General features: G+C 72.7%; 21 protein-coding genes and 1 pseudogene. 13 read left to right on the forward strand and 9 right to left on the reverse strand.

Going from position 1 to position 22,943, the window contains the following annotated elements; all coding sequences use genetic code 11:
- The first annotated feature begins 8 nt into the window (after positions 1-8).
- The 4 genes from hisG (at position 9) to IEZ05_RS15545 (ending at position 4,073) form a co-directional block, all read left to right on the forward strand.
- A complete protein-coding gene (gene hisG / locus IEZ05_RS15530; RefSeq protein ID WP_189230676.1) occupies positions 9-857 on the forward strand; it encodes an ATP phosphoribosyltransferase in 849 nt (282 codons plus the stop codon).
- A gap of 52 nt (positions 858-909) precedes the next feature.
- Positions 910-1,389: a PH domain-containing protein gene (locus tag IEZ05_RS15535; protein WP_189230677.1), complete on the forward strand. Its 480-nt coding sequence runs from the start codon at positions 910-912 to the stop codon at positions 1,387-1,389.
- A 279-nt stretch (positions 1,390-1,668) separates the two neighbouring features.
- Positions 1,669-3,000 carry a hemolysin family protein gene (locus tag IEZ05_RS15540; protein ID WP_189230678.1) on the forward strand — a complete coding sequence of 444 codons (1,332 nt, stop codon included), beginning with the start codon at positions 1,669-1,671 and terminating at the stop codon, positions 2,998-3,000.
- Positions 2,997-4,073 carry a hemolysin family protein gene (locus IEZ05_RS15545; protein WP_189230679.1) on the forward strand — a complete coding sequence of 359 codons (1,077 nt, stop codon included), beginning with the start codon at positions 2,997-2,999 and terminating at the stop codon, positions 4,071-4,073. The genes IEZ05_RS15540 and IEZ05_RS15545 overlap by 4 nt, the downstream gene beginning before the upstream one ends.
- 201 nt (positions 4,074-4,274) lie before the next feature.
- On the opposite strand, the gene IEZ05_RS15550 is transcribed toward IEZ05_RS15545, so the two are convergent.
- A complete protein-coding gene (locus tag IEZ05_RS15550; protein ID WP_189230680.1) occupies positions 4,275-6,140 on the reverse strand; it encodes an AAA family ATPase in 1,866 nt (621 codons plus the stop codon).
- 454 nt (positions 6,141-6,594) lie between these two features.
- A complete protein-coding gene (locus tag IEZ05_RS15555) occupies positions 6,595-7,245 on the reverse strand; it encodes a uridine kinase family protein (protein ID WP_189230744.1) in 651 nt (216 codons plus the stop codon).
- Positions 7,246-7,428: 183 nt separating this feature from the next.
- Between IEZ05_RS15555 and IEZ05_RS15560 the strand changes: the two genes are divergently transcribed.
- The 3 genes and pseudogenes from IEZ05_RS15560 to IEZ05_RS15570 all read left to right on the forward strand — a co-directional run.
- A complete protein-coding gene (locus tag IEZ05_RS15560) occupies positions 7,429-8,799 on the forward strand; it encodes a peptidase C39 family protein (protein ID WP_189230681.1) in 1,371 nt (456 codons plus the stop codon).
- A gap of 151 nt (positions 8,800-8,950) precedes the next feature.
- Entirely contained in the window at positions 8,951-9,091 is a 141-nt protein-coding gene (locus tag IEZ05_RS15565) for an SCO1431 family membrane protein (RefSeq protein ID WP_189230682.1), read from the forward strand.
- A 25-nt stretch (positions 9,092-9,116) separates the two neighbouring features.
- Positions 9,117-9,618, forward strand: a pseudogene (locus IEZ05_RS15570) (hypothetical protein); the annotation flags it as partial.
- Here IEZ05_RS15570 and IEZ05_RS15575 read toward each other — a convergent pair.
- Complete coding sequence (locus IEZ05_RS15575) at positions 9,602-10,852, reverse strand: glycoside hydrolase family 18 protein (RefSeq protein ID WP_189230683.1); 1,251 nt, start codon at positions 10,850-10,852, stop codon at positions 9,602-9,604. The pseudogene IEZ05_RS15570 and the gene IEZ05_RS15575 sit on opposite strands and share 17 nt — an antisense overlap.
- Positions 10,853-11,209: 357 nt before the next feature.
- On the opposite strand from IEZ05_RS15575, the gene IEZ05_RS15580 reads away from it, so the two are divergent.
- Positions 11,210-12,382 (forward strand): acyl-CoA dehydrogenase, encoded by a 1,173-nt coding sequence (locus tag IEZ05_RS15580; RefSeq protein ID WP_189230684.1) that lies wholly within the window; start codon positions 11,210-11,212, stop codon positions 12,380-12,382.
- On the opposite strand, the gene IEZ05_RS36350 is transcribed toward IEZ05_RS15580, so the two are convergent.
- Together IEZ05_RS36350 and IEZ05_RS15585 are read right to left on the reverse strand one after the other, a co-directional pair.
- Positions 12,345-12,626, reverse strand: coding sequence for a hypothetical protein (locus IEZ05_RS36350; RefSeq protein ID WP_225635294.1), 282 nt, complete (start codon positions 12,624-12,626; stop codon positions 12,345-12,347). The two genes, IEZ05_RS15580 and IEZ05_RS36350, sit on opposite strands and share 38 nt — an antisense overlap.
- 186 nt (positions 12,627-12,812) lie before the next feature.
- Positions 12,813-13,250: a hypothetical protein gene (locus tag IEZ05_RS15585; protein ID WP_189230685.1), complete on the reverse strand. Its 438-nt coding sequence runs from the start codon at positions 13,248-13,250 to the stop codon at positions 12,813-12,815.
- Positions 13,251-13,516: 266 nt separating this feature from the next.
- Here IEZ05_RS15585 and IEZ05_RS15590 point away from each other — a divergent pair, with 266 nt between their 5' ends.
- The 4 genes from IEZ05_RS15590 to fxsA all read left to right on the forward strand — a co-directional run bounded on the left by IEZ05_RS15590 (position 13,517) and on the right by fxsA (position 17,690).
- Entirely contained in the window at positions 13,517-13,957 is a 441-nt protein-coding gene (locus IEZ05_RS15590) for an Lrp/AsnC family transcriptional regulator (RefSeq protein WP_004002750.1), read from the forward strand.
- Positions 13,958-14,035: 78 nt separating this feature from the next.
- Positions 14,036-15,640 (forward strand): amidohydrolase, encoded by a 1,605-nt coding sequence (locus IEZ05_RS15595; protein ID WP_189230686.1) that lies wholly within the window; start codon positions 14,036-14,038, stop codon positions 15,638-15,640.
- Positions 15,641-16,165: 525 nt separating this feature from the next.
- Positions 16,166-17,071: a glycosyltransferase gene (locus IEZ05_RS15600; RefSeq protein ID WP_189230687.1), complete on the forward strand. Its 906-nt coding sequence runs from the start codon at positions 16,166-16,168 to the stop codon at positions 17,069-17,071.
- A 46-nt stretch (positions 17,072-17,117) separates the two neighbouring features.
- Positions 17,118-17,690 carry an FxsA family membrane protein gene (gene fxsA / locus IEZ05_RS15605; protein WP_189230688.1) on the forward strand — a complete coding sequence of 191 codons (573 nt, stop codon included), beginning with the start codon at positions 17,118-17,120 and terminating at the stop codon, positions 17,688-17,690.
- A gap of 123 nt (positions 17,691-17,813) precedes the next feature.
- Here the strand turns inward: fxsA and IEZ05_RS15610 are convergent, their stop codons facing one another.
- The 4 genes from IEZ05_RS15610 to yczE form a co-directional block, all read right to left on the reverse strand.
- Positions 17,814-18,188: an RNA polymerase-binding protein RbpA gene (locus IEZ05_RS15610; protein ID WP_003977404.1), complete on the reverse strand. Its 375-nt coding sequence runs from the start codon at positions 18,186-18,188 to the stop codon at positions 17,814-17,816.
- A gap of 279 nt (positions 18,189-18,467) precedes the next feature.
- Entirely contained in the window at positions 18,468-19,814 is a 1,347-nt protein-coding gene (locus tag IEZ05_RS15615; RefSeq protein WP_189230689.1) for an MFS transporter, read from the reverse strand.
- A 65-nt stretch (positions 19,815-19,879) separates the two neighbouring features.
- A complete protein-coding gene (locus IEZ05_RS15620) occupies positions 19,880-20,647 on the reverse strand; it encodes a glycerophosphodiester phosphodiesterase (protein ID WP_189230690.1) in 768 nt (255 codons plus the stop codon).
- The gene (gene yczE, locus IEZ05_RS15625) at positions 20,644-21,306 is read right to left on the reverse strand and encodes a membrane protein YczE (RefSeq protein WP_189230691.1); all 663 of its coding nucleotides are present in this window, start codon (positions 21,304-21,306) and stop codon (positions 20,644-20,646) included. Before yczE ends, IEZ05_RS15620 begins: the two co-directional genes overlap by 4 nt.
- A gap of 102 nt (positions 21,307-21,408) precedes the next feature.
- On the opposite strand from yczE, the gene IEZ05_RS15630 reads away from it, so the two are divergent.
- Entirely contained in the window at positions 21,409-22,908 is a 1,500-nt protein-coding gene (locus tag IEZ05_RS15630; protein ID WP_189230692.1) for an SCO1417 family PLP biosynthesis transcription factor, read from the forward strand.
- Positions 22,909-22,943: the final 35 nt, after the last annotated feature.

Here is a 22,943-nt window from a genome sequence, read left to right on the forward strand (position 1 = left end):
CCGACCTCATGCTGCGCATCGCCGTCCCCAACAAGGGTTCCCTGTCAGGCCCCGCGGGGGAGATGCTGCATGAGGCCGGCTACCAGCAGCGCCGCGAGTCCAAGGAACTGCGCATCGTCGACCCGGTGAACGAGGTGGAGTTCTTCTACCTCCGCCCCCGTGACATCGCGATCTACGTCTCCTCCGGCCGCCTCGACATCGGCATCACCGGCCGCGACCTGCTGGTCGACTCCGGCGCCCGGGCGGAGGAGATCCTCCCGCTCGGCTTCGCCCGCTCCACCTTCCGCTTCGCCGCCAAGCCGGGAACCGCGAGCGGCATCGAGGACCTCAAGGGCAGGACCGTCGCCACCTCCTACGAGGGCATCGTCGCCGGCCACCTCGCCGAGAACGGCGTCGACGCCTCCGTCGTCCACCTCGACGGCGCCGTCGAGACCGCCATCGAGCTGGGCGTCGCCGAGGTCATCGCCGACGTCGTCGAGACCGGCACCTCGTTGCGCAACGCCGGGCTGGAGGTCTTCGGCGAGCCCATCATGAAGTCCGAGGCGGTCGTGATCCGCCGCACCGGAGCCGACGCGGAGGAGCCCAAGGTCCAGCAGTTCCTGCGCCGCCTCCAGGGCGTCCTGGTGGCCCGGACGTACGTGATGATGGACTACGACTGCCGCGTCGAGCAGCTGGAGAAGGCCGTCGCGCTCACCCCCGGCCTGGAGTCCCCGACCGTCTCCCCGCTGCACAACGAGGGCTGGGTCGCCGTCCGCGCCATGGTCCCCTCCAAGGAGGCCCAGCGGATCATGGACGACCTGTACGACATCGGCGCCCGGGCCATCCTGACCACGGCCATCCACGCCTGCCGTCTGTGACCCGCCGCCCCTGACCCGTCGTCCCTCCAGCGTGACCCGGAGCACACACACCATGTCGGACGCACCGTCGGGCGCCGGACCGGATCTGCCCGCCCTGCCCGTCACCTTCCGGCCGGGCCGCACCCGCGCCGTCCTCATCAGCCTCGCCGTCGCCACGGTCGTGACCGTGTCGGCGGTCGGCCTGCTGCTGAACGGGCTCGGCCCGGGGGAGCGCCTCAGCTTCGTGCTGACGGCCCTCTTCCTGGCCGGCGTCCTGATGCTGCTGTCCCGGCCCAAGGTCGTCGCCGAGGAGTCGGGCGTCACCGTCGTCAACCTGACGGCCAAGCGGCGCCTGGAGTGGCCGGAGATCCTCCAGGTCAACCTCCGCGCCGGCGACCCGTGGGTGTTCCTCGACCTCAGCGACGGCACCAGCCTGCCCGCGCTCGGCATCCAGCCGGGCATCGCCAAGCAGCGTGCCATCGCCGACGCGCGTGCCCTGCGCGCCCTGGTGGAGGCCCGCTCCGCCGCCGGCCCCGAGGCACCGCGCGGCTGACCGCGTACGCCCCCGGGACGCCCTCCGGAGCAACCGGGGGACCGGCTCGGCGGCGTCCACCCTGCCGCACACCCCCTTTTCGTGATTAATCTGGGAACGGAGACGCGGTCGTCGCGGCTCCGCCCCTGTCGCTCCGCCCGGTGCGCAGGGGTTCCTGCTACCCGAGGAGTGACTCCCTCCGGCGATGGACGGATCGTCCTGCAGTACCTGCGCCGCCCCCTGCCGACATAGCGCGGACCGCACCCACGAGGTGCGCGTCCCTGCGGAGGCGGCGGCATCATGACCACCCCCCTGCTGCTCCTGGCAGCCGCGTTCCTGCTGATCCTGGCCAACGGCTTCTTCGTCGCGGCCGAGTTCGGCCTCGTCACGGTCGAACGGGCGGACGCCGAACAGGCCGCCGCCGACGGCGACCGACGTGCCCGCCGGGTCGTCGAGTCCCTCAAGGAGCTGTCCTTCCAGCTCTCCGGCACCCAGCTCGGCATCACCATCACCTCCCTCGTCGTCGGCATGCTCGCCGAACCGGCCCTCGCCCAGCTGCTGGACGGCCCGTTCACCGCGATCGGCGTCCCCGACGGCGCCGTGTCCGGGGTGTCGGTCGTCGTCGGCATGCTGCTGGCCTCGGCCGTGCAGATGGTGATCGGCGAGCTCGTGCCCAAGAACTGGGCGGTGTCCAAGCCGCTGCACGTCGCGCGCTTCGTCGCCGGCCCGCAGCACGTCTTCGCGCGGCTGTTCCGCCCCGTGATCTCCGCGCTGAACACCGTCGCCAACCGGCTCGTCCGCATGCTCGGCATCGAGCCGGCCGAGGAGCTGGCCTCCGCCCGCACCCCCGGCGAACTGGTCTCCCTCGCCCGGCACTCCGCCCGGGCCGGCGCCCTGGAACAGGACACGGCGGAACTCTTCGTCCGCACCCTGTCCCTGGGCGAACTGACCGCACAGCACGTCATGACCCCCCGCGTGAAGGTCAGCGCCCTGCAGTCCTCGGCGACCGCCGAGGACGTGGTCAACCTGACCCGCGCCACCGGTCTGTCCCGCTTCCCCGTCTACCGGGAGAAGATCGACGAGATCGTCGGCATGGTCCACCTCAAGGACGCTCTCGCCGTCCCCGTGCACGACCGGCTGCGCACCCCCGCCGGCCGTATCGCCCGCCCGGCCCTGCTCGTCCCCGAGACCCTGCCGGTACGGCCGCTGCTCACCCGGCTGCGCAGCGAGCAGCCCATCGCGGTCGTCGTCGACGAGTACGGCGGCACCGCCGGCGTCGTCACCCTGGAGGACATCGTCGAGGAGATCGTCGGCGAGGTCCGCGACGAGCACGACGGCGCGGACGTGCCCGAACTCGCCCCCGCCCCGCCCGAGGACGGCCGCCCCGCCTGGGACGTCGACGGCAGCTGCCGCGTCGACGCCCTGCGCCGCATCGGCCTGGAGACGCCCGAGGGCCCGTACGAGACGGTGGCCGGCCTGGTCGCCGACCTGCTCGGCCGGATCCCGGCCGTCGGGGACCGCGCGGAACTGCCCGGCTGGCGGCTGTCGGTCCGGCAGGTCGGCCACTACCGCGCCGAGCGGATACGGCTGGTGCGGACGGCGCCGGCGTCGCTGCTGGAGGCCGCCCGATGAGCGTCCTGCAACTCCTGTTCGCCGCGCTGCTCGTGCTCGCCAACGGCTTCTTCGTCGGCGCCGAGTTCGCGCTCGTCTCCGTGCGCCGCAGCCAGATCGAGCCCCTCGGCACCGCCCGGGCCCGGCAGGTGCTGTACGGGCTGGAGCGGCTGCCGCAGATGATGGCCGCCGCCCAGTTCGGCATCACCGTCTGCTCGCTGACGCTCGGCGCGGTCGCCGAGCCCACGGTCGCCCACCTGCTGGAGCCGGTCTTCGAGTGGATCCACCTGCCGCACGGCATGATCCACCCGCTCGGCTACGTCATCGCGCTGGCCGCCGTCGTCTTCTGCCACCTCGTCATCGGCGAGATGGTCCCGAAGAACCTCGCGATGGCCGCCCCAGAGAAGGCCGCGCTGTGGCTGAGCCCCGGCCTGGTCGCCTTCGCCCGCCTCTGCAAGCCGATCACCTTCGCGCTCGGCGCCTGCGCCCAGGGCATCCTGCGGCTGTTCCGCGTCGAGCCGAAGGACGAGGTCGAGGCCGTCTTCACCAGCGAGCAGCTCAACCGGCTGGTCGAGGACGCCGGTCAGGCCGGCCTGCTCGACCCGGAGGAGCAGGAGCGCCTGGAGGACGCCCTGGAACTGGGCTCCCGTCCCGTGACCGACGTGCTCCTCGGGCGCGAGTCCCTGGTGACGGTCAGCCCGTCGGTCACGCCGGGCGAGATCGTCGCGCTCACCGCCCGCACCGGGTACTCCCGCTTCCCGGTCGCCGCGGACACGGGCGCCTTCATGGGATACCTGCACGTCAAGGACGTCCTCGACGTGGAGGACTCCGACCGAGCGGTGCCCCAGCAACTGTGGCGCCCGATGACGACCCTCCGCGCGGAACTCCCGCTCGACGACGCCCTCACCGTCATGCGCCGCGCCGCTACCCACCTGGCCCAGGTGGCCGACGCGTCCGGCAGGGTCCTGGGCCTGGTCGCACTGGAGGACGTACTGGAACTCCTGGTCGGCGAGGTCCGCGACCCGGCCCACCGGGAGGCACCGGTGGTGGCGGAACAACGGGCGAGCGGGGCCCCGGAGGAGGTACCGGCGTAGCCGGCAGCCGCGGCCGCAGCCGTCGTAGCTGCGGGCAGTCGTGCCTCCCCCAGTGCCTGAACGGCCTGGGGGAGGCACCCCCAGGGCGGCACGGGTGGGCGCAGCGGCATTTCTCAGCGGGGCGCGGGCATACCCACCCGGCGCCGCCCCGCCCGAGGGCACCTGACAACGCCCCGAGCGGGCACGCCCACGATCCTGCGGCTACACCCCCGGAGGGTCCTGCGGACCCCGCCCCGACAGCACCTCCCCGTACGCCTGCATCAGATCCGGCAACCGCAACGTCGCCAGATCGTCCCGCGTCAACACCCCGCTGTACCCGGACAACCGCAGATCCCGGTACGCACAGCTCTTCTCGTACAGCGTCCGCAGGAACCGCCCGTTCCCCAGCTCGTCGATCCACCCCTGATCGACCACGTGCCCGGCGATCGCCCGCAGCTCGTCGAGCGCCTCCTCGTCCCACCCGTCCCCGTTCTCGGCGGCGAGCACCTCCCCGATGGAGGTCAGCTCCAGCGGCCGGTACGACGGGAAGTCCACGCGGGTGGTGAACCGGGACGACAGCCCGGGGTTGGCGGCCAGCAGCCGGTCCATGCCCTCCGGGTAACCGGCGAGGATCACCACCAGGTGATCGCGGTTGTCCTCGGCCCGCTTCAGCAGCACCTGCAACGCCTCGTCCCCGTACGCGTCACCCTTGCCGTACCCCGAGTTGGACAACGAGTACGCCTCGTCGACGAACAGCACACCACCGAGCGCGGAGTCGATCAGCTCGTTGGCCTTCACGGCCGTCTGGCCCAGGTACTCGCCGACCAGGTCGGCCCGCTGCGCCTCGACGAGGTGGTCGCCGCCCAGCAGGCCGAGGGCGTAGAAGACGCGGCCCAGGATGCGGGCCACGGTGGTCTTGCCGGTGCCCGAGGGGCCGGAGAAGACGAAGTGGCGTTTGGGCGGCTGGACCGGCAGGCCCTGCCCGGCCCGCAGCCGCGCCATGTTCAGCTGCGCGGACAGGGCCTTCACCTGACGTTTCACCGGTTCGAGACCCACCATGCGCTCCAGCTCGGCGAGCGCTTCCTCCAGTAACGCGGGGTCCGTGGGCCCGGCGGGCAGGGACGGGTCCGGTACGCCGTCCCGCCTGCGCACCGGTGGACCGGTCAGCGAGGGGAGCGCGCCGGACGGCGGCGGCTCGGGGTCGGAGAGCTTCAGGTCGCGCTCCTCGGTGCCGAAGAGCGGATCGAGCCCGTCGGCCCCGTCCATGCCGTCCGGTCCGGCACCGGCCGGGGCGAGTCCCGCGAGGTCGGCGGGGTCGTCGTAGCCGTCGCTCTCGGCGATGGCCGCGAGCCGTGCCGAGGTGTCCATGAAGGCCGGGTCGACGCGGTGCACGGCACGGTACAGGGGCAGTGCCGCGGCGCTGCGGCCCGTGCCCTCGTGGGCCCGCGCCAGCCAGTAGCGCAGTTCCTTGCGCTGCGGCTGCTCGCTGCGGCACCGCATGAGCGCGGCCGACAGCAGCGGTTCGGCCTGTCCGTACATCTCCAGCCGTACCCGGGCCATTCCGCTGAACAGGCCCGCCTCGATGCCCAGCAGGGGGTCGCCGAGCAGGGGATCGGTGTGCCGGACGAGTTGTTCCCAGTCCTTGACGAGGTAGGCGCGGCAGGCGTGCAGGAAGCGGACCTGGGCGTCGGTGTCCACCGGGGGCAGTCCGGCGAGCGCCCGGTCCAGCTCCGGGACGTGGCGGCCGTCCAGCCAGTGCGAGGCGTGCGCCAGCAGCAGGTCGCGCGGGCTCTCCAGCACGGGCTGGACCCACCAGCCCAGCCAGTACCAGGAGTTGAGCGTACGGCGGTGCCGGTTGCGCTGTTCGCCGAAGCGGTCCCTGTGCCGGAACATCCGGAGCAGCGCGTTGGTGGTGTCGACGCGCAGCGCGTGCAGCCCGAGCCAGCCGTCGGCCATCGAGGGATCGATGCGCACCGCGGTCCGGAACTCCTCCTCGGCCTGCGGATAGGCCCCCATGGTGTAGGCGTCCACGCCGCGCAGCCAGGCGAGGTCGGCCGGGGCCTGCGGGCCCTGCGTGCCGAAGTCCATCACGTCCCCCACGAACCGTGCCCCCGTCGGTATGCCACCGGACCGTCGCCCGCCGGCCCTCCACTCCAACCGCTGTACGGGCGACCGGAGTTGCAAGGTGCGCGCAGCGGCCGTCCGTAGGTCGCACACCGAGGGCATCGTACCCGCGGCGGTCTTCCCTCCGAAGGGTGCCGGGACAGGCCGTTTCCCGAGGTGGGAGCGGACGGGGCGCACGCCGCGCGGTGACCGAGGGTGATCGGGGAGCGCCACGGAGCAGCCGAAATCAGAGTTCTGGGCAGAACGAAGCCCCCGGTCACGGGGGAACAACCGGGGGCTTCGTGTCTGCGGGCGGTCCCGGAAGACCGCACATCCAGAACGTAAGACCTGTACGGCCCCCGGGTCAAGCAGAGTTGAGGCACTCCGGCGAGCCGCCCGAGAGCGGCCTTCACAACTTCAACACATTGCGGAGGAGCTGTCACTCAGTGTGACAAAGAGTGCCGGGATTCCCGGGCCCGGCAGGCCCCGGACGCACCTCGTACCCCTCATCCCTCTGGCGTACCAGAAGGCGCGCGAAGGGGCGCGAGGGGTCATCGGCGAAGTGCCGGCGCTCCGCCGGGATCCACCCGTCCCAGAACGTCCGCTGTTCCGCACCGTCGCGCGCCCGTCCGCGGCTCCACGCTTCCTCGGGCGGCAGGTCCATCCACAGCAGCAGGGCCAGGTGCGGGCGCAGGTCCCGCCGGCCGGCGCCGACACCCTCGACCAGGACGACCGGCGCGGGCGGCAGGGCGCGGGGAGCGGTGAAGCGCCGGGTCCGCCAGTCGTAGGGCGCGTAGTGCGCCGTGTCGCCGCGCCGCAGGGGCTCGACCACCTGACGCAGCAGCCGCCCGGTCCAGCCGAACAGCTCGTCGTGGCTGGCGATGTCGTCCAGGTGCAGCACCGGCGCGCCGCCCAGCGAGTCGGCCAGTCGCCCGGCGAACGTGGACTTCCCCGACCCGGCGTGCCCGTCCACGCCGACGAGGCGCACGGGCCCGCAGGAGGGGGGCAGCCGGCGGATGCGGTCGGCGAGGTCGTGAATGGCGGTGTCCTGGGCGAAGGGGGGAGGGGGAGCGGGCGGGCGTTCGCCCAGCACTCTAGCCGCGCCTGCGGGCCCTCCCCTCCCCCCGCCCCACCTCCGTGTCACTGGTCGACACCAATGTTCATGGCGTGGCGTGCGCAGAAGTGCTGGCAGGAGTGGCAGCCTGCGGCCATAGTTGGCGCACATCCGTGCAACGGAACCGCCCCGACTCGCACACCTGGGGGTCTTTCGCCCATGAGCAGAGCCGAACAGCCGTCCCGCAGAACGGTGCTGACCGCCGCCGTCGCCGCCGCGGTGGCCGGCGGCGCGGTCCCGGCCACCGCCGAGGCCGCGCCGTACGCCGGCACCGCGACCGCGGACCCCGACCGCACCTCCCGTCCGGTCGACTACCGGGCCTGGACCACGTTCTACGACTGGCGGGGCGGGACCGCGCAGGGCGCCCGGCCCGTCGCCGGCGCCCGGCCCGGTGTGGTCATCGCCGCCGCGGCCGGCACCGTCGACTACACCGACCCGCACACCGGCAGGACCGCCACGTGGGAGTACGCCACCTGGACGTCGCCCGTCCACCGGCTCGGCGTGCCCTCGACGGAGGTCATCGCCTCCTGGAACGCCCACACCCCGGACGGCACCTGGCTCCAGGTCGAGCTCGGGGGCACGTACTCGGACGGCACGGACACGCCCTGGTACGTGATGGGCCGCTGGGCCGCCGGCGACCAGGACATCCGGCGGACCTCGGTCGACGACCAGAGCGACGGCAGAAGCAGCATCTGGACCGACACCTTCTCGATCGACGACGCCTCCACCGGTCTGCGCCTGGTCTCCTACCGGCTCAGGCTCACCCTCTACCGCCGCCCCGGCTCGCGGGTCACCCCCACCGTCTGGCGGCTCGGCGCCATGGGCTCCGACATCCCCGACCGCTTCACCGTCCCCGCCTCCGCTCCCGGCCTCGCCGGGGAACTGCGCGTCCCGCGCTACTCCCAGGAGATCCACAAGGGCCAGTACCCGGAGTACGACAACGGCGGAGAGGCCTGGTGCAGCCCCACCTCCTCGCAGATGATCATCGAGTACTGGGGCGGCCGGCTCACCGCGGAGCAGCTCGCCTGGGTCGATCCCGCGTACGCCGACCCGCAGGTCTGCCACGCGGCCCGGTACACGTACGACTTCCAGTACGCCGGCTGCGGCAACTGGCCCTTCAACGCCGCCTACGCGGCCACCTTCAAGGGCCTCCAGGGTGTGGTCACCCGCCTCGGCTCCCTGACCGACCTGGAGACGCTGATCGCGGCCGGTATCCCGGCCATAACGTCCCAGTCCTTCCTGGAGAAGGAGCTGACCGGGGCCGGGTACGGCACTTCGGGTCACCTGATGACCGTGATCGGCTTCACCGCCGACGGCGACGTGATCGCCAACGACCCCGCCTCGGACGACAACGAGGCCGTGCGCCGCGTCTACAAGCGGCGCGAGTGGGAAAACATCTGGCTCAGGACCAAGCGGTACAACGCCAGCGGCAAGGTCGTGGGGGGCACCGGCGGCGTCTGCTACCTGTACTTCCCCGCCCACCCGAGCCCTCGCCAGCGCAAGGCGCTCGCGGCGGTGGGCGTGCGCTGACACCCGCACCGCCACGACGGCCCCCGGCACGAACGACCGCCGGGGGCCGACTTCCTGTGACCAAGGTCTCCGCCGCAAAAGCCGCTGCCGGTGGCAAGGTGGACAGGGTCAGTGGGGGAGTCCTGCAACCGTCCGAGATCAGCGAGATGTCATGAGCGCACACACCGCCACCGCCGCCCGTGTCCGAACCGGCGGCCCCAAGGACGACGGCCCCAAGGTCTTCGAGCACGTCATGGGCTGGACCCTCGTCGTGGTGATCGCGATGCTCGTGGTCCAGTTGGGCCTGCTCTGACACGACCCGCGTGGGACCCGTCCCCCAACTCATCGCCATCGGACGCAGGTTGTTCGCCGACACCTCGTACGACGCGCTGTCGATGGACGACATCGCCCGCCAGGCGAATGATGAACCGCGTCCACCGCACCAGCGATGGCTATCTGCGCTACGCCGAGCACAACCAGGCCGCGTACCGCGCGATCGTCGGCGGCGGCGTGCTTCGACGCCGAGGTCACGCCATCCGCGACGGGGTGCGCGGGGCGATCGTCGAGGCCATCGCCGAGGGCGCGTACGGCCGTTGCGACATCGGCCCGCCGGCCCGCATGGGCCTGCTCTCCTGGGTGTGCGGCCTGAGCTGGATCGAGCGTCCCGGACTGCCCCGCAAGGCCATGCGCGACCTCTTGGTGAAGGCGCTCGGCGGCGCCCTGCGCGCCGTCGAGGAGCTGGACCCGGCCCCGCCCGACGGGACGCCTGACGCGGGGGCGGAGGCCCGAGCCGGCCCCCGCCCCCGCGCCCCCCGTCGGCCGGTCAGCCGATCGCCTTGATCAGCTCACCGTTCGTGGTGTCCCCGCTCAGCTCCCAGAAGAACGTGCCGCCCAGACCCTGCTGGTTCTTGTACGTCATCTTGGTCGCGATGGTCGCCGGGGTGTCGTAACTCCACCAGTTGCTCCCGCACTTGGCGTACGCCGTGCCGGCCACGGTGCCGTTCGCCGGGCACGTGGTCTTGAGCACCTTGTAGTCCTCGATGCCGTTCTCGTACGTCCCCTTGGCCGGTCCGGTCGCGGTGCCGCCGGGCGCCGACTGGGTGACGCCGGTCCAGCCGCGGCCGTAGAAGCCGATGCCGAGCAGCAGCTTCGAGGACGGGATCCCGAGGCCCTTGAGCTTCGCGATGGTCGCGGAGGTGTGGTAACCGGCCTTCGGAATGCCGGAGTACGAGGTCAGCGGCGAGTGCGGGGCCGTCGGACCGGCGGCGTCCCAGGCGCCGAAGAAGTCGTACGTCATCGGGTTGTACCAGTCGACGTACCGCGCCGCGCCCGCGTAGTCGGCCGCGTCGATCTTGCCGCCGGACGTCGCGTCGGCCGTGATGGCCGCGGTGACCAGGTTGCCGGAGCCGAACCTGGCGCGCAGGGCGCTCATCAGCTTCGGGAACGCGTCCCGGCCGCTGGTGTCGCAGCTCAGACCGCAGGCGTTCGGGTACTCCCAGTCGATGTCGATGCCGTCGAAGACATCGGCCCACTTCGAGTTCTCGACCAGGTCGTAGCAGGACTGGGCGAACGCGGCCGGGTTCTTCGCGGCCTCGGCGAAGCCGCCGGACCAGGTCCAGCCGCCGAAGGACCAGAGGATCTTGAGGTCCGGGTGCTTCTTCTTGAGCTTGCGCAGCTGGTTGAAGTTGCCGCGCAGCGCCTGGTCCCACGTGTCGGCGACGCCGTCGACGGACTCGGCCGCCGTGTACGCCCGGTCGGTGGCGGCGTAGGCGTCGCCCATGGCGCACTTTCCGCCGGTGACGTTGCCGAAGGCATAGTTGATGTGGGTGAGCTTCGCGCCGGAACCGGACGTCTCGATGTTCTTGACGTAGTACTTGCGGTCGTAGGTGCCCCATTCGGTGAAGTAGCCGACGACCTTCGAGCCGGCCGCCTCCTGGGCGGTGGGCGCGGCCGTGGCGGTGCCCGTGGCCGTCGCGGCGCCCGCGCCGGCGAGCAGCCCGGCGCCGAGAGCGGCGGAACACAGGGTGGAGAGCAGCGCCCGGAAGGGGGCGCGGGGGAGGTGCGGGAGGTGCATCGGGTGTCTCCTCGTGGGGGAAGAGGGAACGCTCGCCGATTGGCATGAACGCGGTAAGTGCGTCCGGTCCGTCACCGTAGGAGGACTAGACCAGTACGGTCAATGGTTCGGACCAAACGGCCGGGCGTGCGGAGGTGTTCGGGGTCCGTCGACCTGGTCGGAGATTTCTTGAAGTAAGCGGTCGTTAACTGGTGACTCCATACGTCCGATCGGGCATACTCACAGCGCACAGCCGCTGGTCAGCCGCTTCCGCGACCCGGGAGTGCGAGCATCGGCCAGGCCCGAACGACCAGGCGGAGCCGCCTCCACCCAAGGCGCACGTCCGCCGATGTGCCCGACAGGGAGGAGAGCGTCGCCATGCCCGACCGCGCCCCGCAGCCGGTGGACCGGCAACTGCCCACGGACGAGGCACGGGATCTGATCTCGCTCGTCCGTGACATCGCGCAGCGTGAGATCGCCCCGAGCGCGGCCGAGGAGGAGGACGCCGGACGCTTCCCGCGCGAGGTCTTCACCCTGCTCTCCGACTCCGGACTGCTCGGCCTGCCCTACGACGCCGAGTACGGCGGCGGCGAGCAGCCCTACGAGGTCTACCTCCAGGTCCTCGAGGAACTCGCCGCGGCCCGGCTCACCGTCGGCCTGGGCGTCAGCGTGCACACCCTCGCCTCCTACGCGCTCGCCGCCTACGGCACCAAGGAGCAGCAGGTCGAGCACCTGCCCGCGATGCTCGGCGGCGGACTGCTCGGCGCCTACTGCCTCTCCGAACCCGCCTCCGGCTCGGACGCCGCCTCCCTGCGCACCAAGGCCGTGCGGGACGGGGACGACTGGGTGATCACCGGGACCAAGGCGTGGATCACGCACGGCGGGATCGCCGACTTCTACACCGTCATGGCACGCACGGGCGTGGAGGGCCCGCGCGGCATCACCGCCTTCCTGGTCCCCGGCGACGCCGACGGGCTGAGCGCCGCGGCGCCGGAGAAGAAGATGGGCCTCAAAGGCTCGCCCACCGCACAGGTCCACCTCGACGGCGTGCGGGTCCCCGACGCCCGGCGTCTCGGGGAGGAGGGGCAGGGCTTCGCGATCGCCCTGTCCGCGCTCGACTCCGGACGGCTCGGCATCGCCGCCTGTGCGATCGGCGTGGCCCAGGCGGCATTGGACGAGGCGGTGTCCTACGCGGCCGAGCGACGGCAGTTCGGCAAGCCGATCTCCGACTTCCAGGGGCTGCGCTTCATGCTCGCCGACATGGCCACCCAGATCGAGGCGGGCCGCGCGCTGTATCTGACGGCTGCGCGGCTGCGCGACGCGGGACTGCCGTTCGCCAAGCAGGCCGCCATGGCCAAGCTGTACTGCACCGACACGGCGATGCGGGTGACCACCGACGCCGTGCAGGTCCTCGGCGGCTACGGCTACACCGCGGACTTCCCGGCCGAGCGCTACATGCGCGAGGCGAAGGTCCTGCAGATCGTCGAGGGCACCAACCAGATCCAGCGGATGGTCATCGCCCGTCACCTCGCGGGTCCCGAGGGACGCTGAAGGTGCCGGTGACGCTGAAGTCACCGGTCGCGACGACATCGCCGAGCCCGCGCGGGGGCTCGGCGAGCCTGACCCACTCCGGGTCGTGGCGCCCCGGCAGGGTACGTCCGCGGTCGGCCCAGGTCCGCATCAACTCGCGGTAGATCGGCGGGTCCGGGGGTTGCGGAGCCGGCGGAACCGGTCCCGTCGGTACCGGCACGAACACGCGGCGCCGGCTCCCGGTCGCCGAGTACGTGGGAGTCATACCAGGGCAACGCGGCGAAGCGCGGACAGTCACCGGCCCGCGGAATCGGGCGTGCGTTCACGGGGTCCGCCGCGCCTCGTGCGGGACGTCGTGGCACACCTGCCCGCGCCACGGCGGCCTGCGAGCCGTGGCGCGGAAGTCCGTGCGGGGAGCGGCGGCCCCGGGTGTGTCCGGGGACGCGGTCGCTCAGGCGGCCTCGCGCCGCATCGTCGGCACGCGCATCGGGCGCGAGCCCGGACCGCCGACGTGGGAGAAGGGCTGGGTCCGCCAGTCGAGGCCGTGCGGCAGCGTCAACAGCAGGGCGGTGTCCTGCTCGTGGGGCTGGAACGACTCGTCCGCGGGACGCGCGTCGGTGGCCCTGCGGCCGGTGCCCGCGCAGACGGTCAGACCGAACGGGTTCCACGGCGAGGCGCACAGCGCGTGCTCCGGCAACACCTCCTCGTCCGCCAGCAGGGCGATGGCCTGCGCGCAGTCCGGGCAGATCACCCGGTACATCTCGAAGGTGTCGTAGGTGTCGAGCTCCTCGTCGTCGAAGACGTCGGGATCGACGCCCTCCGGCACGGATTCGACGACGGGCTGCTGCCGCTTGGGCGCGGTACGACCAGGGCGCTTAAGACTCTGCATGGGATTCTCCCCCTCGGGCTGGGCCGTGACGGCACTGCGGCCTCGACCACAGCAAGCACTTCCCGTCCCCCCTCCCGGGTAATCACGAGAACATCACGGAGACGGGCCGGGGGGTGTGGTGTTGGTCACACGCCGCTCGCGGGTGCCCGGTGCGGTGGTTTTGTCCCCGCCGTGCCGCCCCCCGACCCCCGCCCGCATCACGAACGGGCATGACCTGGGCTGCTCGGGTATCCGTGGAGATCAAGCGCACTGTAGGTTCTTGCGCCATGGAGGAGCTGGACCGACAGATCGTGCAGCTGCTCGTCAAGGACGGGCGGATGAGCTACACAGACCTGGGCAAGGCCACGGGCCTGTCCACGTCGGCCGTGCACCAGCGGGTGCGGCGGCTGGAACAGCGTGGCGTCATCCGCGGGTACGCCGCGGTCGTCGACCCGGAGGCCGTCGGGCTGCCGATGACCGCCTTCATCTCCGTGAAACCGTTCGACCCCAGCGCGCCCGACGACATCGCCGACCGGCTGGCCGGGGTCCCCGAGATCGAGGCCTGCCACAGCGTGGCGGGCGACGAGAACTACATCCTCAAGGTGCGCGTGGCCACCCCGCACGAGCTGGAGGAGCTGCTCGCCCGGCTGCGTTCCCTGGCCGGCGTGTCGACCCGCACCACCGTGGTCCTCTCGACGCCCTACGAGGCGCGCCCGCCGCGGATCTGACCCCACCCGCACGCTCCGGCCCCGCGCGGCGCCGACCTGCGTGCGGACCGCCCGGCGCGAGGGGCGAGACTGGTGTCCATGAGTGAGTCCACCACCCCGCCCGCCACCGTCCTGCTGCGCCGCGGCGAGGTCCACAGTCCCGCCGACCCCTTCGCGACGGCCATGGTCGTCGAACGCGGCCAGGTCGCCTGGGTCGGCTCCGAGGGCGCCGCGGACGCCTTCGCGGACGGCGTGGACGAGGTGATCGACCTGGACGGCGCGCTGGTCACCCCGGCGTTCACCGACGCACACGTGCACACCACGTCCACCGGCCTCGCCCTCACCGGCCTCGACCTGTCCGGCGCCCCCACCCGCGAGGCGGCCCTCGCCCTCGTCCGGGACTTCGCAGCGGCCCGCCCCGGCGACCGGGTCCTGCTCGGCCACGGCTGGGACGCCTCCCGCTGGCCCGACGGCCTGCCCCCGACCCGCGCGGAACTGGACGAGGCCACCGGCGGCCGGCCCCTCTACCTCAGCCGTATCGACGTCCACTCCGCGGTCGTCACCACCGCGCTGCTCGACCTGGTCCCCGGCGACGTCGGCCGGAGCGACGGTCCGCTCACCGCCGACGACCACCACGCCGCGCGCGCCACCGCGCTGGGTGCCATCACCTCCGCCCAGCGCACCGAGGCCCAGCGCGCCGCCCTCGCGCACGCCGCCTCCCTCGGGATCGGAACCGTTCACGAGTGCGCAGGCCCGCAGATCTCCTCCGAGGACGACCTCACCGGACTGCTGCGCCTCGCGGCCGAGGGCGACGGACCGCGTGTGGTCGGCTACTGGGCCGAACAGGACGTCGACAAGGCGAGGGAGCTGGGCGCGCTCGGCGCCGCGGGCGACCTCTTCGCCGACGGCGCCCTCGGCTCGCACACCGCCTGCCTGCACGAGCCCTACGCCGACGCCGGCCACACCGGCACCGCCTACCTGGACGCCGCCGACGTCGCCGCCCACGTCGTCGCCTGCACCGAGGCGGGCCTCCAGGCGGGCTTCCACGCCATCGGCGACGCCGCCGTGACCGCCGTGGTGGAGGGCGTGCGCGCCGCCGCCGAGAAGGTCGGCCTCGCCCGCGTCCGCGCCGCCCGCCACCGCGTCGAGCACGCCGAGATGCTCACCCCGGAGACCGTCGCGGCCTTCGCCGAGCTCGGCCTGACCGCCTCCGTCCAGCCCGCCTTCGACGCGCTGTGGGGCGGCGAGGACGGCATGTACGCCCAGCGGCTGGGCGCCGAGCGGGCCCGCGCCCTCAACCCCTTCGCGGCCCTGCTGCGCGCCGGTGTCCCGCTCGCCTTCGGCTCCGACAGCCCGGTCACCCCCCTCGACCCGTGGGGCACCGTCCGGGCGGCCGCCTTCCACCGCACCCCGGAGCACCGCGTCTCCGTGCGCGCGGCCTTCAGGGCGCATACGCGCGGCGGCTGGCGGGCGATCGGCCGGGACGACGCGGGCGTCCTGGTGCCGGGAGCACCCGCGGACTACGCCGTCTGGCGCACCGGCGAGCTGGTGGTCCAGGCACCCGACGACCGGGTCGCGCGCTGGTCGACGGACCCGCGCTCCGGCACGCCCGGCCTGCCCGACCTCACCCCCGGCCGCGACCTGCCCGCCTGCCTGCGCACCGTGGTGGGCGGCCGGACGGTGTTCGTACGGCCGGGCGAGTGATCTCCACGGGCGACGGGGCGGTGATCTTCCGGCCGGCAGACACCGGCCGTCCGCCGCGCTGACCTGGGCATTGGTGCGAAAGCCGCAGGTCGAACGACTGTTGACAGGCGACGGCGGAGGGCCGGTAGGTTCGACGGAGTCCACCACCGGACGCCCGACCGGGAAACCTCCGCGCACTCGCCGCGGCGCCGCTGCGTCAGGGACGGTGTGCCGCACCGGCGCACCGCCACTGGGAGCCAGGCTCAGCGCTCGCGCCACGGCGGGGGAACGATACGGCCGGTCGGGAGGTGTGACCCGGGTGGGGCCCGGGCGCTCAGTAGACAACGGCTTTCGGTCGACCCGCAGCCAGCGGGTCCCTGGTCGGCCCGAAGGGCGCCGGGCCCCCATCCGCCGAGGAAACGGTCCGAAACGCGCATCCCTACCCCGGTTCCCGGGCGAGGACACCACCTTTCGCACGTCCTGTCACGTCATCGCAGGCCGCGGCCACTATGGTGGTCCTCTGCGTACGGACATGAAGGGGCAGCAGTGAACGACGGCGACGGGACGCTCGCGGCAGCGGACCAAGGGAGGCGGTTCGGCCCCCTGGGCACGGCCCTGGTGATCATCCCGACCTACAACGAGGCGGAGAACATCAAGGCGATCGTCGGGCGTGTGCGCGAGGCGGTCCCCGAGGCACACGTTCTCGTGGCCGACGACAACAGTCCCGACGGCACCGGCAAGCTCGCCGACGAACTGGCCGCCGGGGACGACCACGTCCAGGTCCTGCACCGCAAGGGCAAGGAAGGGCTGGGGGCCGCCTACCTCGCCGGGTTCCGCTGGGGCCTGGAGCACGGGTACGGCGTGCTGGTCGAGATGGACGCCGACGGCTCCCACCAGCCCGAGGAGCTTCCCCGCCTGCTGACCGCGCTCAAGGGCGCCGACCTGGTGCTCGGCTCCCGCTGGGTGCCCGGCGGCCGGGTGGTGAACTGGCCCAAGTCCCGCGAGTTCATCTCCCGCGGCGGCAGCATGTACTCGCGCCTGGCGCTCGACCTGCCGCTGCGCGACATCACGGGCGGCTACCGCGCCTTCCGCCGGGAAACCCTGGAGGGGCTCGGTCTGGACGAGGTCGCCTCCCAGGGCTACTGCTTCCAGGTCGACCTGGCCCGCCGGGCGGTCAAGGCCGGCTACCACGTCGTCGAGGTGCCCATCACGTTCGTCGAGCGCGAACTCGGCGACTCGAAGATGAGCCGCGACATCCTGGTGGAGGCCCTCTGGCGGGTCACCACGTGGGGCGTGGGGGAGCGGGTCGGCAAGGTCCTGGGCCGCGACAAGCCCGCCGACAAGCCGGGCGACAGTCCCACCGACAAGCCGGGCGACAGTCCCACCGACAAGCCGGGCGACCAGGACGCCGCCGCACCGGCGCGGCCGGGCGCACCGGACGAGAAGGCCTGATCACCCCCTTATCCCGTGCTGAGCCGGGCCCAGGCACACTGGGGGTATGACGACAGGCGCTCAGACCCCCAGGCCCTCCGCCCGGCCCCGGCGCTCCCGGCTGCGCACCTTCCTGCCGCTGGGCCTCGCCGCGTGGCTGGTGCTGGAGATCTGGCTGCTGACCGTGGTCGCGGGCGCGTCGAGCGGGTGGGTGGTCTTCCTGATCCTGGTCGCGGGCCTGCTGCTCGGCTCCGTGGTCATCAAGCGGGCCGGCCGCCGGGCCTTCCGTGATCTCACCGAGACGCTGCAACAGCAGCAGCCCGGCGCGACGCCCACGCCCCGCGCGAACAGCGAGGGCAACGGGCTGACGATGCTGGGCGGCCTGCTCCTGATGATCCCCGGCATGATCTCGGACGCGCTGGGCCTGCTCCTCCTGCTGCCCCCGGTCCAGAAGGCCGTGAGCCGGTACACGCAGCGCACCGTCGAGCGCAAGCTCCGCGAGGCCGTCCCGGGCACCCTGGGCGACGCCTTCCGGCAGGCCCGCATGCACCACCCGGACGGCAAGGTCGTCCAGGGCGAGGTGATCCGGGACGAGCCGGGCGACGCCCCGCAGGACCCCCGCCCGCCGCTGACGCGCTGACGGAACCGCACCCCACCCCTGGCAAGAGGGGCACACAGCAAAGCGCGGGCGCCGTACGTGAAACCACGTACGGCGCCCGCGATCGCTTGCGTCGCTGAAAGCTCGGCTCAGCCCCCGTGGGGACTACGCACTCTTGCGGCTGTCCCGCGGATGCACCGCGATGTTCATCGCGCCGGAGCGCAGAACGGCCAGTCGCTCCTCGAGGACCTCTTCGAGTTCCTCGCGGGTGCGTCGCTCCATCAGCATGTCCCAGTGCGTACGCGCGGGCTTGGCCTTCTTCTCCTCAGGGCCGTCGCCATCCACCAGGAGTGCCTGGGCCCCGCAGACCTTGCACTCCCACTCCGGCGGGATCTCCGCCTCGACCGAGAAGGGCATCTCGAATCGATGCCCCTTCTCGCATGCGTACTCCACGGCCTGGCGCGGGGCCAGGTCGATGCCGCGGTCCGTCTCGTAGCTGGTCACCACGAGGCGCGTGCCGCGAAGAGCTCGCTCACTCATGAATCGTGCCTCCCGGGCTTGTCGCCCACAGGACAGGTGTCGCTGTCGTCGTCATCCGGTCAACGTCCGGGCGGCGGTAAAGATTCCCGTCCGGAGTCCCCGTTCCGGGCCCTGCGTCGCCGTCGCAGCCGCAGCCTTGTCACCCAGTGCAGTACCCGCCGACGTCCGGTTTGTCACCTCTGTTGCCAGATGCGACATAGCGTTTCGGCACCATTGACGCGCAGTAACGGTACGCCTGGCAGGCCAAACGCGTACACTACAGCCCTTTCGTGTCGAGTGCTAAATCCTTTCGGGTACCGGGTTGCCCGCGTCGGCGATCGCACGCCGTACCGGTACCCGCGCGAGCAGGACGAAACCGATGACGAAGAACGCCACCAGCGAGATGATCGCGTCCCGGTAGCTCCCGGTCAGCTGGTAGGTGAGCCCGAACAGCAGGGGCCCGAGCCAGCTCATGCCGCGGTCGCTCAGCTCGTACGCGGAGAAGTACTCGGCCTCCTTGCCGGGCGGGACCAGGTGCGAGAAGAGCGAGCGGGACAGCGCCTGGCTGCCGCCGAGGACGAGACCGATGCCGGCGGCCAGCACGAAGAACCACGCCGGAGCCCCGGCCGGCAGGAAGTACCCGGCCGCGAGCGTGACCGTCCAGGCGACCAGCGACCCGAGGATCGTGCGCTTGGCGCCGTACGTCCGGGCCAGCCGGCCCAGCGCCAGCGCGCCCACCACGGCCAGCACCTGGACCAGCAGCACGGCCACGATGAGCGTGGACTGCCCGAGCCCCAGTTCCTCGGAGCCGTAGACCGAGGCCTGGGAGATCACCGTCTGGATGCCGTCGTTGTAGACGAGGTAGGCCAGCAGGAAGGCCAGGGTCAGCGGGCGGCGGCGCATGTCGCGGACGGTCGCCGCGAGCTGCCGGAAGCCCGGGAGGGACGCCTCCCGGGCGGGGGCGCGGCGGTCGCGCAGCCGCCGCAGCGGTATGAGCGCGAAGGCGCCCCACCACAGTCCGGCCGAGGCGAGGCAGACGCGGACCGCCGCGCTCTCGCTCAGGCCGAACGAGTCGTGGGCCGTGTAGAGGACCAGGTTCACGACCAGGACCAGGGACCCGGCCGCGTAGCCGAAGGCCCAGCCGCGCGAGGAGACCGCGTCGCGTTCCTCGGGCGGCGCGATCTGCGGCAGGTAGGAGTTGTAGAGCATCATCGCCACCGACTGTGCGGCGTTGGCGACGATCAGGAGCAGACCGCCCAGCAGGTAGCGGTCGCCGTCGAGGAAGAACATGCCGGCCGTCGCCGCAGCCCCGGTGTACGCGGCGGCCCCGAGCAGCGGCTTCTTGCGGCCCGTGCGGTCGGCCGCGGCGCCCACCAGGGGCATCACCAGTACCGCCACGATCACCGACAGGGACACCGAGTACGCGAAGAAGGACCCGGAGCGCACCGGAATGCCCAGGGGGTGCACATAGCCGTCCGCGTCCGCCGCCGACTCGGCGACCGACGTCAGATAGGGCCCCAGGAACACGGTGAGCACGCTCGTCGAGTAGACGGAGCACGCCCAGTCGTAGAAGTACCAGCCGCGCTGCTCGCGCCGTCGGTCGGCGGCTCCGTCCGCCGCGTCCGTCCGCACGGTCTCGGTCCCCACCCGTGCCCTCGCTTCCCCGTGAACGCGCGCCGCCGCCGGAGCCCCGGCCGCGGGTCCCCGGGGTCTCAGACCCAGACGCCGCGGTCCTCCATGACCTTGCGCAGTGTGTCGATGTGATCGGTCATGATGCCATCCACTCCCAGGTCCAGGAGCCGGTGCATACGGGCCGGATCGTTCACCGTCCACACGTGGACCTGGAGCCCGCGCGCGTGGGCGGCGCGCACGAACCGGTGGTCCACCACCTGGATGCCCGACTGGGCCTCCGGCACCTGCGCGGCCACCGCCGAGCGGCGCAGCGCGGCGGGGATCCCCCAGGAGCGCAGCCGCAGGCCGAGAACGCCCCGGATGCCGTACGAGGTGGCCAGGCGCGGCCCGGCCAGCCGCTGGGCACGGACGACCCGGGCCTCGGAGAACGAGCCGACGCAGATCCGGTCCCAGGCGTCTCTCCGCCCGATCAGCTCCAGGAGGGGTCGCAGCGCCGGCTCCGCCTTCACGTCGATGTTCCAGCGCACGTCGGGGAAGGTCTCCAGCAGCTCCTCGAAGAGCGGCACCGGCTCCTCGCCCGCCACGCGCGCGTGGCGCACCTCCTCCCAGCGCAGGTCGGCGATCCGGCCGGCCCCGTCGGTCACCCGGTCCAGGGTCGCGTCGTGGAAGGCGACGAGCCTCCCGTCCCGCGTGGCGTGGACGTCCGTCTCGATGTACCGGTAGCCCGCGTCGACCGCGTGCCGGAACTGGCGCAGCGTGTTCTCCAGGCCGTCCGCGGCACCGCCCCGGTGGGCGAAGGCGATCGGACCGGGATGGTCGAGGTAGGGGTGGCGTATCGGGGTGCTCACCGCCGCAGTATCGCGCGCCGCGGCTGACCCGCGGCAACCACCGTGCTGCCTTCCGGTGCCACGGGCACGGCGAACAACCGCAGGAACATCTGGGCGAGCGGGCCGATCGACAGGGCGTACAGCAGGGTGCCGACACCGACCGTGCCGCCGAGGAGGAAGCCCGTCGCCACGACGGTGATCTCCAGCACCGTGCGCACCAGGCGCACCGACAGGCCCGTGCGCCGGTTCAGGCCCGTCATCAGGCCGTCACGCGGGCCCGGCCCGAACCGGGCCGCGATGTACAGCCCGGTCGCCGCGCCGTTCAGGACGATTCCCGCCGCCATCATGGCGATCCGCAGCGTCCAGCCGTGGGCATCGGGCACCACGGCCAGCGTCGCGTCCATCGCGGCCCCGATCACCAGCACGTTGGAGACCGTGCCCAGGCCCGGCCGCTGTCGCAGCGGGATCCACAGCAGCAGCACGGCGGCGCCCACGATGGTCAGCACCACGCCCATGGACAGGCCCGTGCGCTCGGCGAGGCCCTGGTGCAGCACGTTCCAGGGCTCGAGGCCGAGTCCCGACCTGACCAGCAGCGCCGAGCTCGCGCCGTAGAGCACGAGTCCGCCGTAGAGCTGTGTCAGCCGTCGTGCGAGATGACCGTGTCCGGATCGGCTGGACAAGATGTGCCCCCCTGTGTGGTGGTAGTGGCCTGCTGCATGACACCCTGTGGCTTGAGAAGCAGAGCCAACCATGGCCAATTCGGGGAAGGTGGACTGATTTCCATGGCGCAGTGGACCTCGGCCGTGGGAGCGGCTCAGCTCGCCCGGCTGCTCGGCTCCCAGCAGGACCGTCCGGCCGGCCCCGGCACCCGCCGTCCGCCCGCCTATCGCGCGCTTGCTGACGGCATCCGGCTGCTGGTCCTCGAAGGGCGGGTGCCGGTCGCCGCCCGGCTGCCCGCCGAACGCGAGCTGGCCCTGGCCCTGAACGTCAGCCGCACCACGGTCGCCGCCGCCTACGAGGCCCTGCGCGCCGAGGGTTTCCTGGAGTCCCGGCGCGGCGCCGGCAGCTGGACCGCCGTACCCGCCGGGAACCCGCTGCCCGCGCGGGGCCTGGAGCCCCTGCCGCCCGAGGCCCTCGGCTCGATGATCGACCTCGGCTGCGCGGCGCTGCCCGCGCCCGAGCCCTGGCTCACCCGCGCGGTGCAGGGCGCCCTGGAGGAGCTGCCGCCGTACGCGCACACCCACGGCGACTACCCGGCCGGGCTGCCCGCGCTGCGGTCGATGATCGCCGAGCGCTACACCGCGCGCGGCATCCCGACCATGCCCGAGCAGATCATGGTGACCACGGGCGCGATGGGCGCGATCGACGCGATCTGCCACCTCTTCGGGGGACGCGGCGAGCGCATCGCCGTCGAGTCGCCGTCGTACGCCAACATCCTCCAGCTGATGCGCGAGGCGGGGGCGCGGCTGGTCCCCGTCGCGATGGCCGAGGGCCTCACCGGCTGGGACGTGGACCGCTGGCGGCAGGTGCTGCGCGAGGCCGCGCCCCGCATCGCCTACGTCGTCGCCGACTTCCACAACCCCACCGGCGCGCTCGCCGACGACGACCAGCGGCGGCGGCTGGTGGACGCGGCCCGGTCGGCCGGCACCGTTCTCGTCGCCGACGAGACGATGAGCGAGCTGTGGCTCGAGGACGACGTCGAGATGCCGCGCCCCGTCTGCGCCTTCGACCCGGCCGGCTCCACGGTCGTCACCGTCGGCTCCGCCAGCAAGGCCTTCTGGGCCGGCATGCGCATCGGCTGGGTCCGCGCCGCGCCCGACGTGATCCGCAGCCTGGTCGCCGCGCGCGCCTACGCGGATCTGGGCACGCCGGTGCTGGAGCAGCTGGCGGTGAACTGGCTGTTCAGCACGGGCGGCTGGGAGCAGGCGGTGCGGATGCGCCGCGAGCAGGCCCGGCAGAACCGTGACGAGCTGGTGACGGCGGTGCGGCGCGAGCTGCCCGACTGGGAGTTCGAGGTGCCGCGCGGCGGCCTGACCCTCTGGGTGCGCTCCGGCGGACTCTCGGGTTCGCGGCTCGCCGAGGCGGGGGAGCGCGTGGGGGTGCGGGTCCCGTCCGGGCCGAGGTTCGGGGTCGACGGGGCCTTCGAGGGATACGTCCGGCTGCCGTTCACCGTCGGTGGGGCGGTGGCGGACGAGGCGGCCGCACGGCTGGCCGCGGCGGCCCGGCTGGTGGAGAACGGCGGCGCCGGGGGAAGCGAGGCGCCCCGGACCTTCGTGGCCTAGCCGGGACGGGCCCCGCCGACGGCGGGGACCCGCCG

The organism is Streptomyces flaveolus (assembly GCF_014648815.1).
Taxonomy (GTDB): Bacteria; Actinomycetota; Actinomycetes; order Streptomycetales; family Streptomycetaceae; genus Streptomyces; species Streptomyces flaveolus.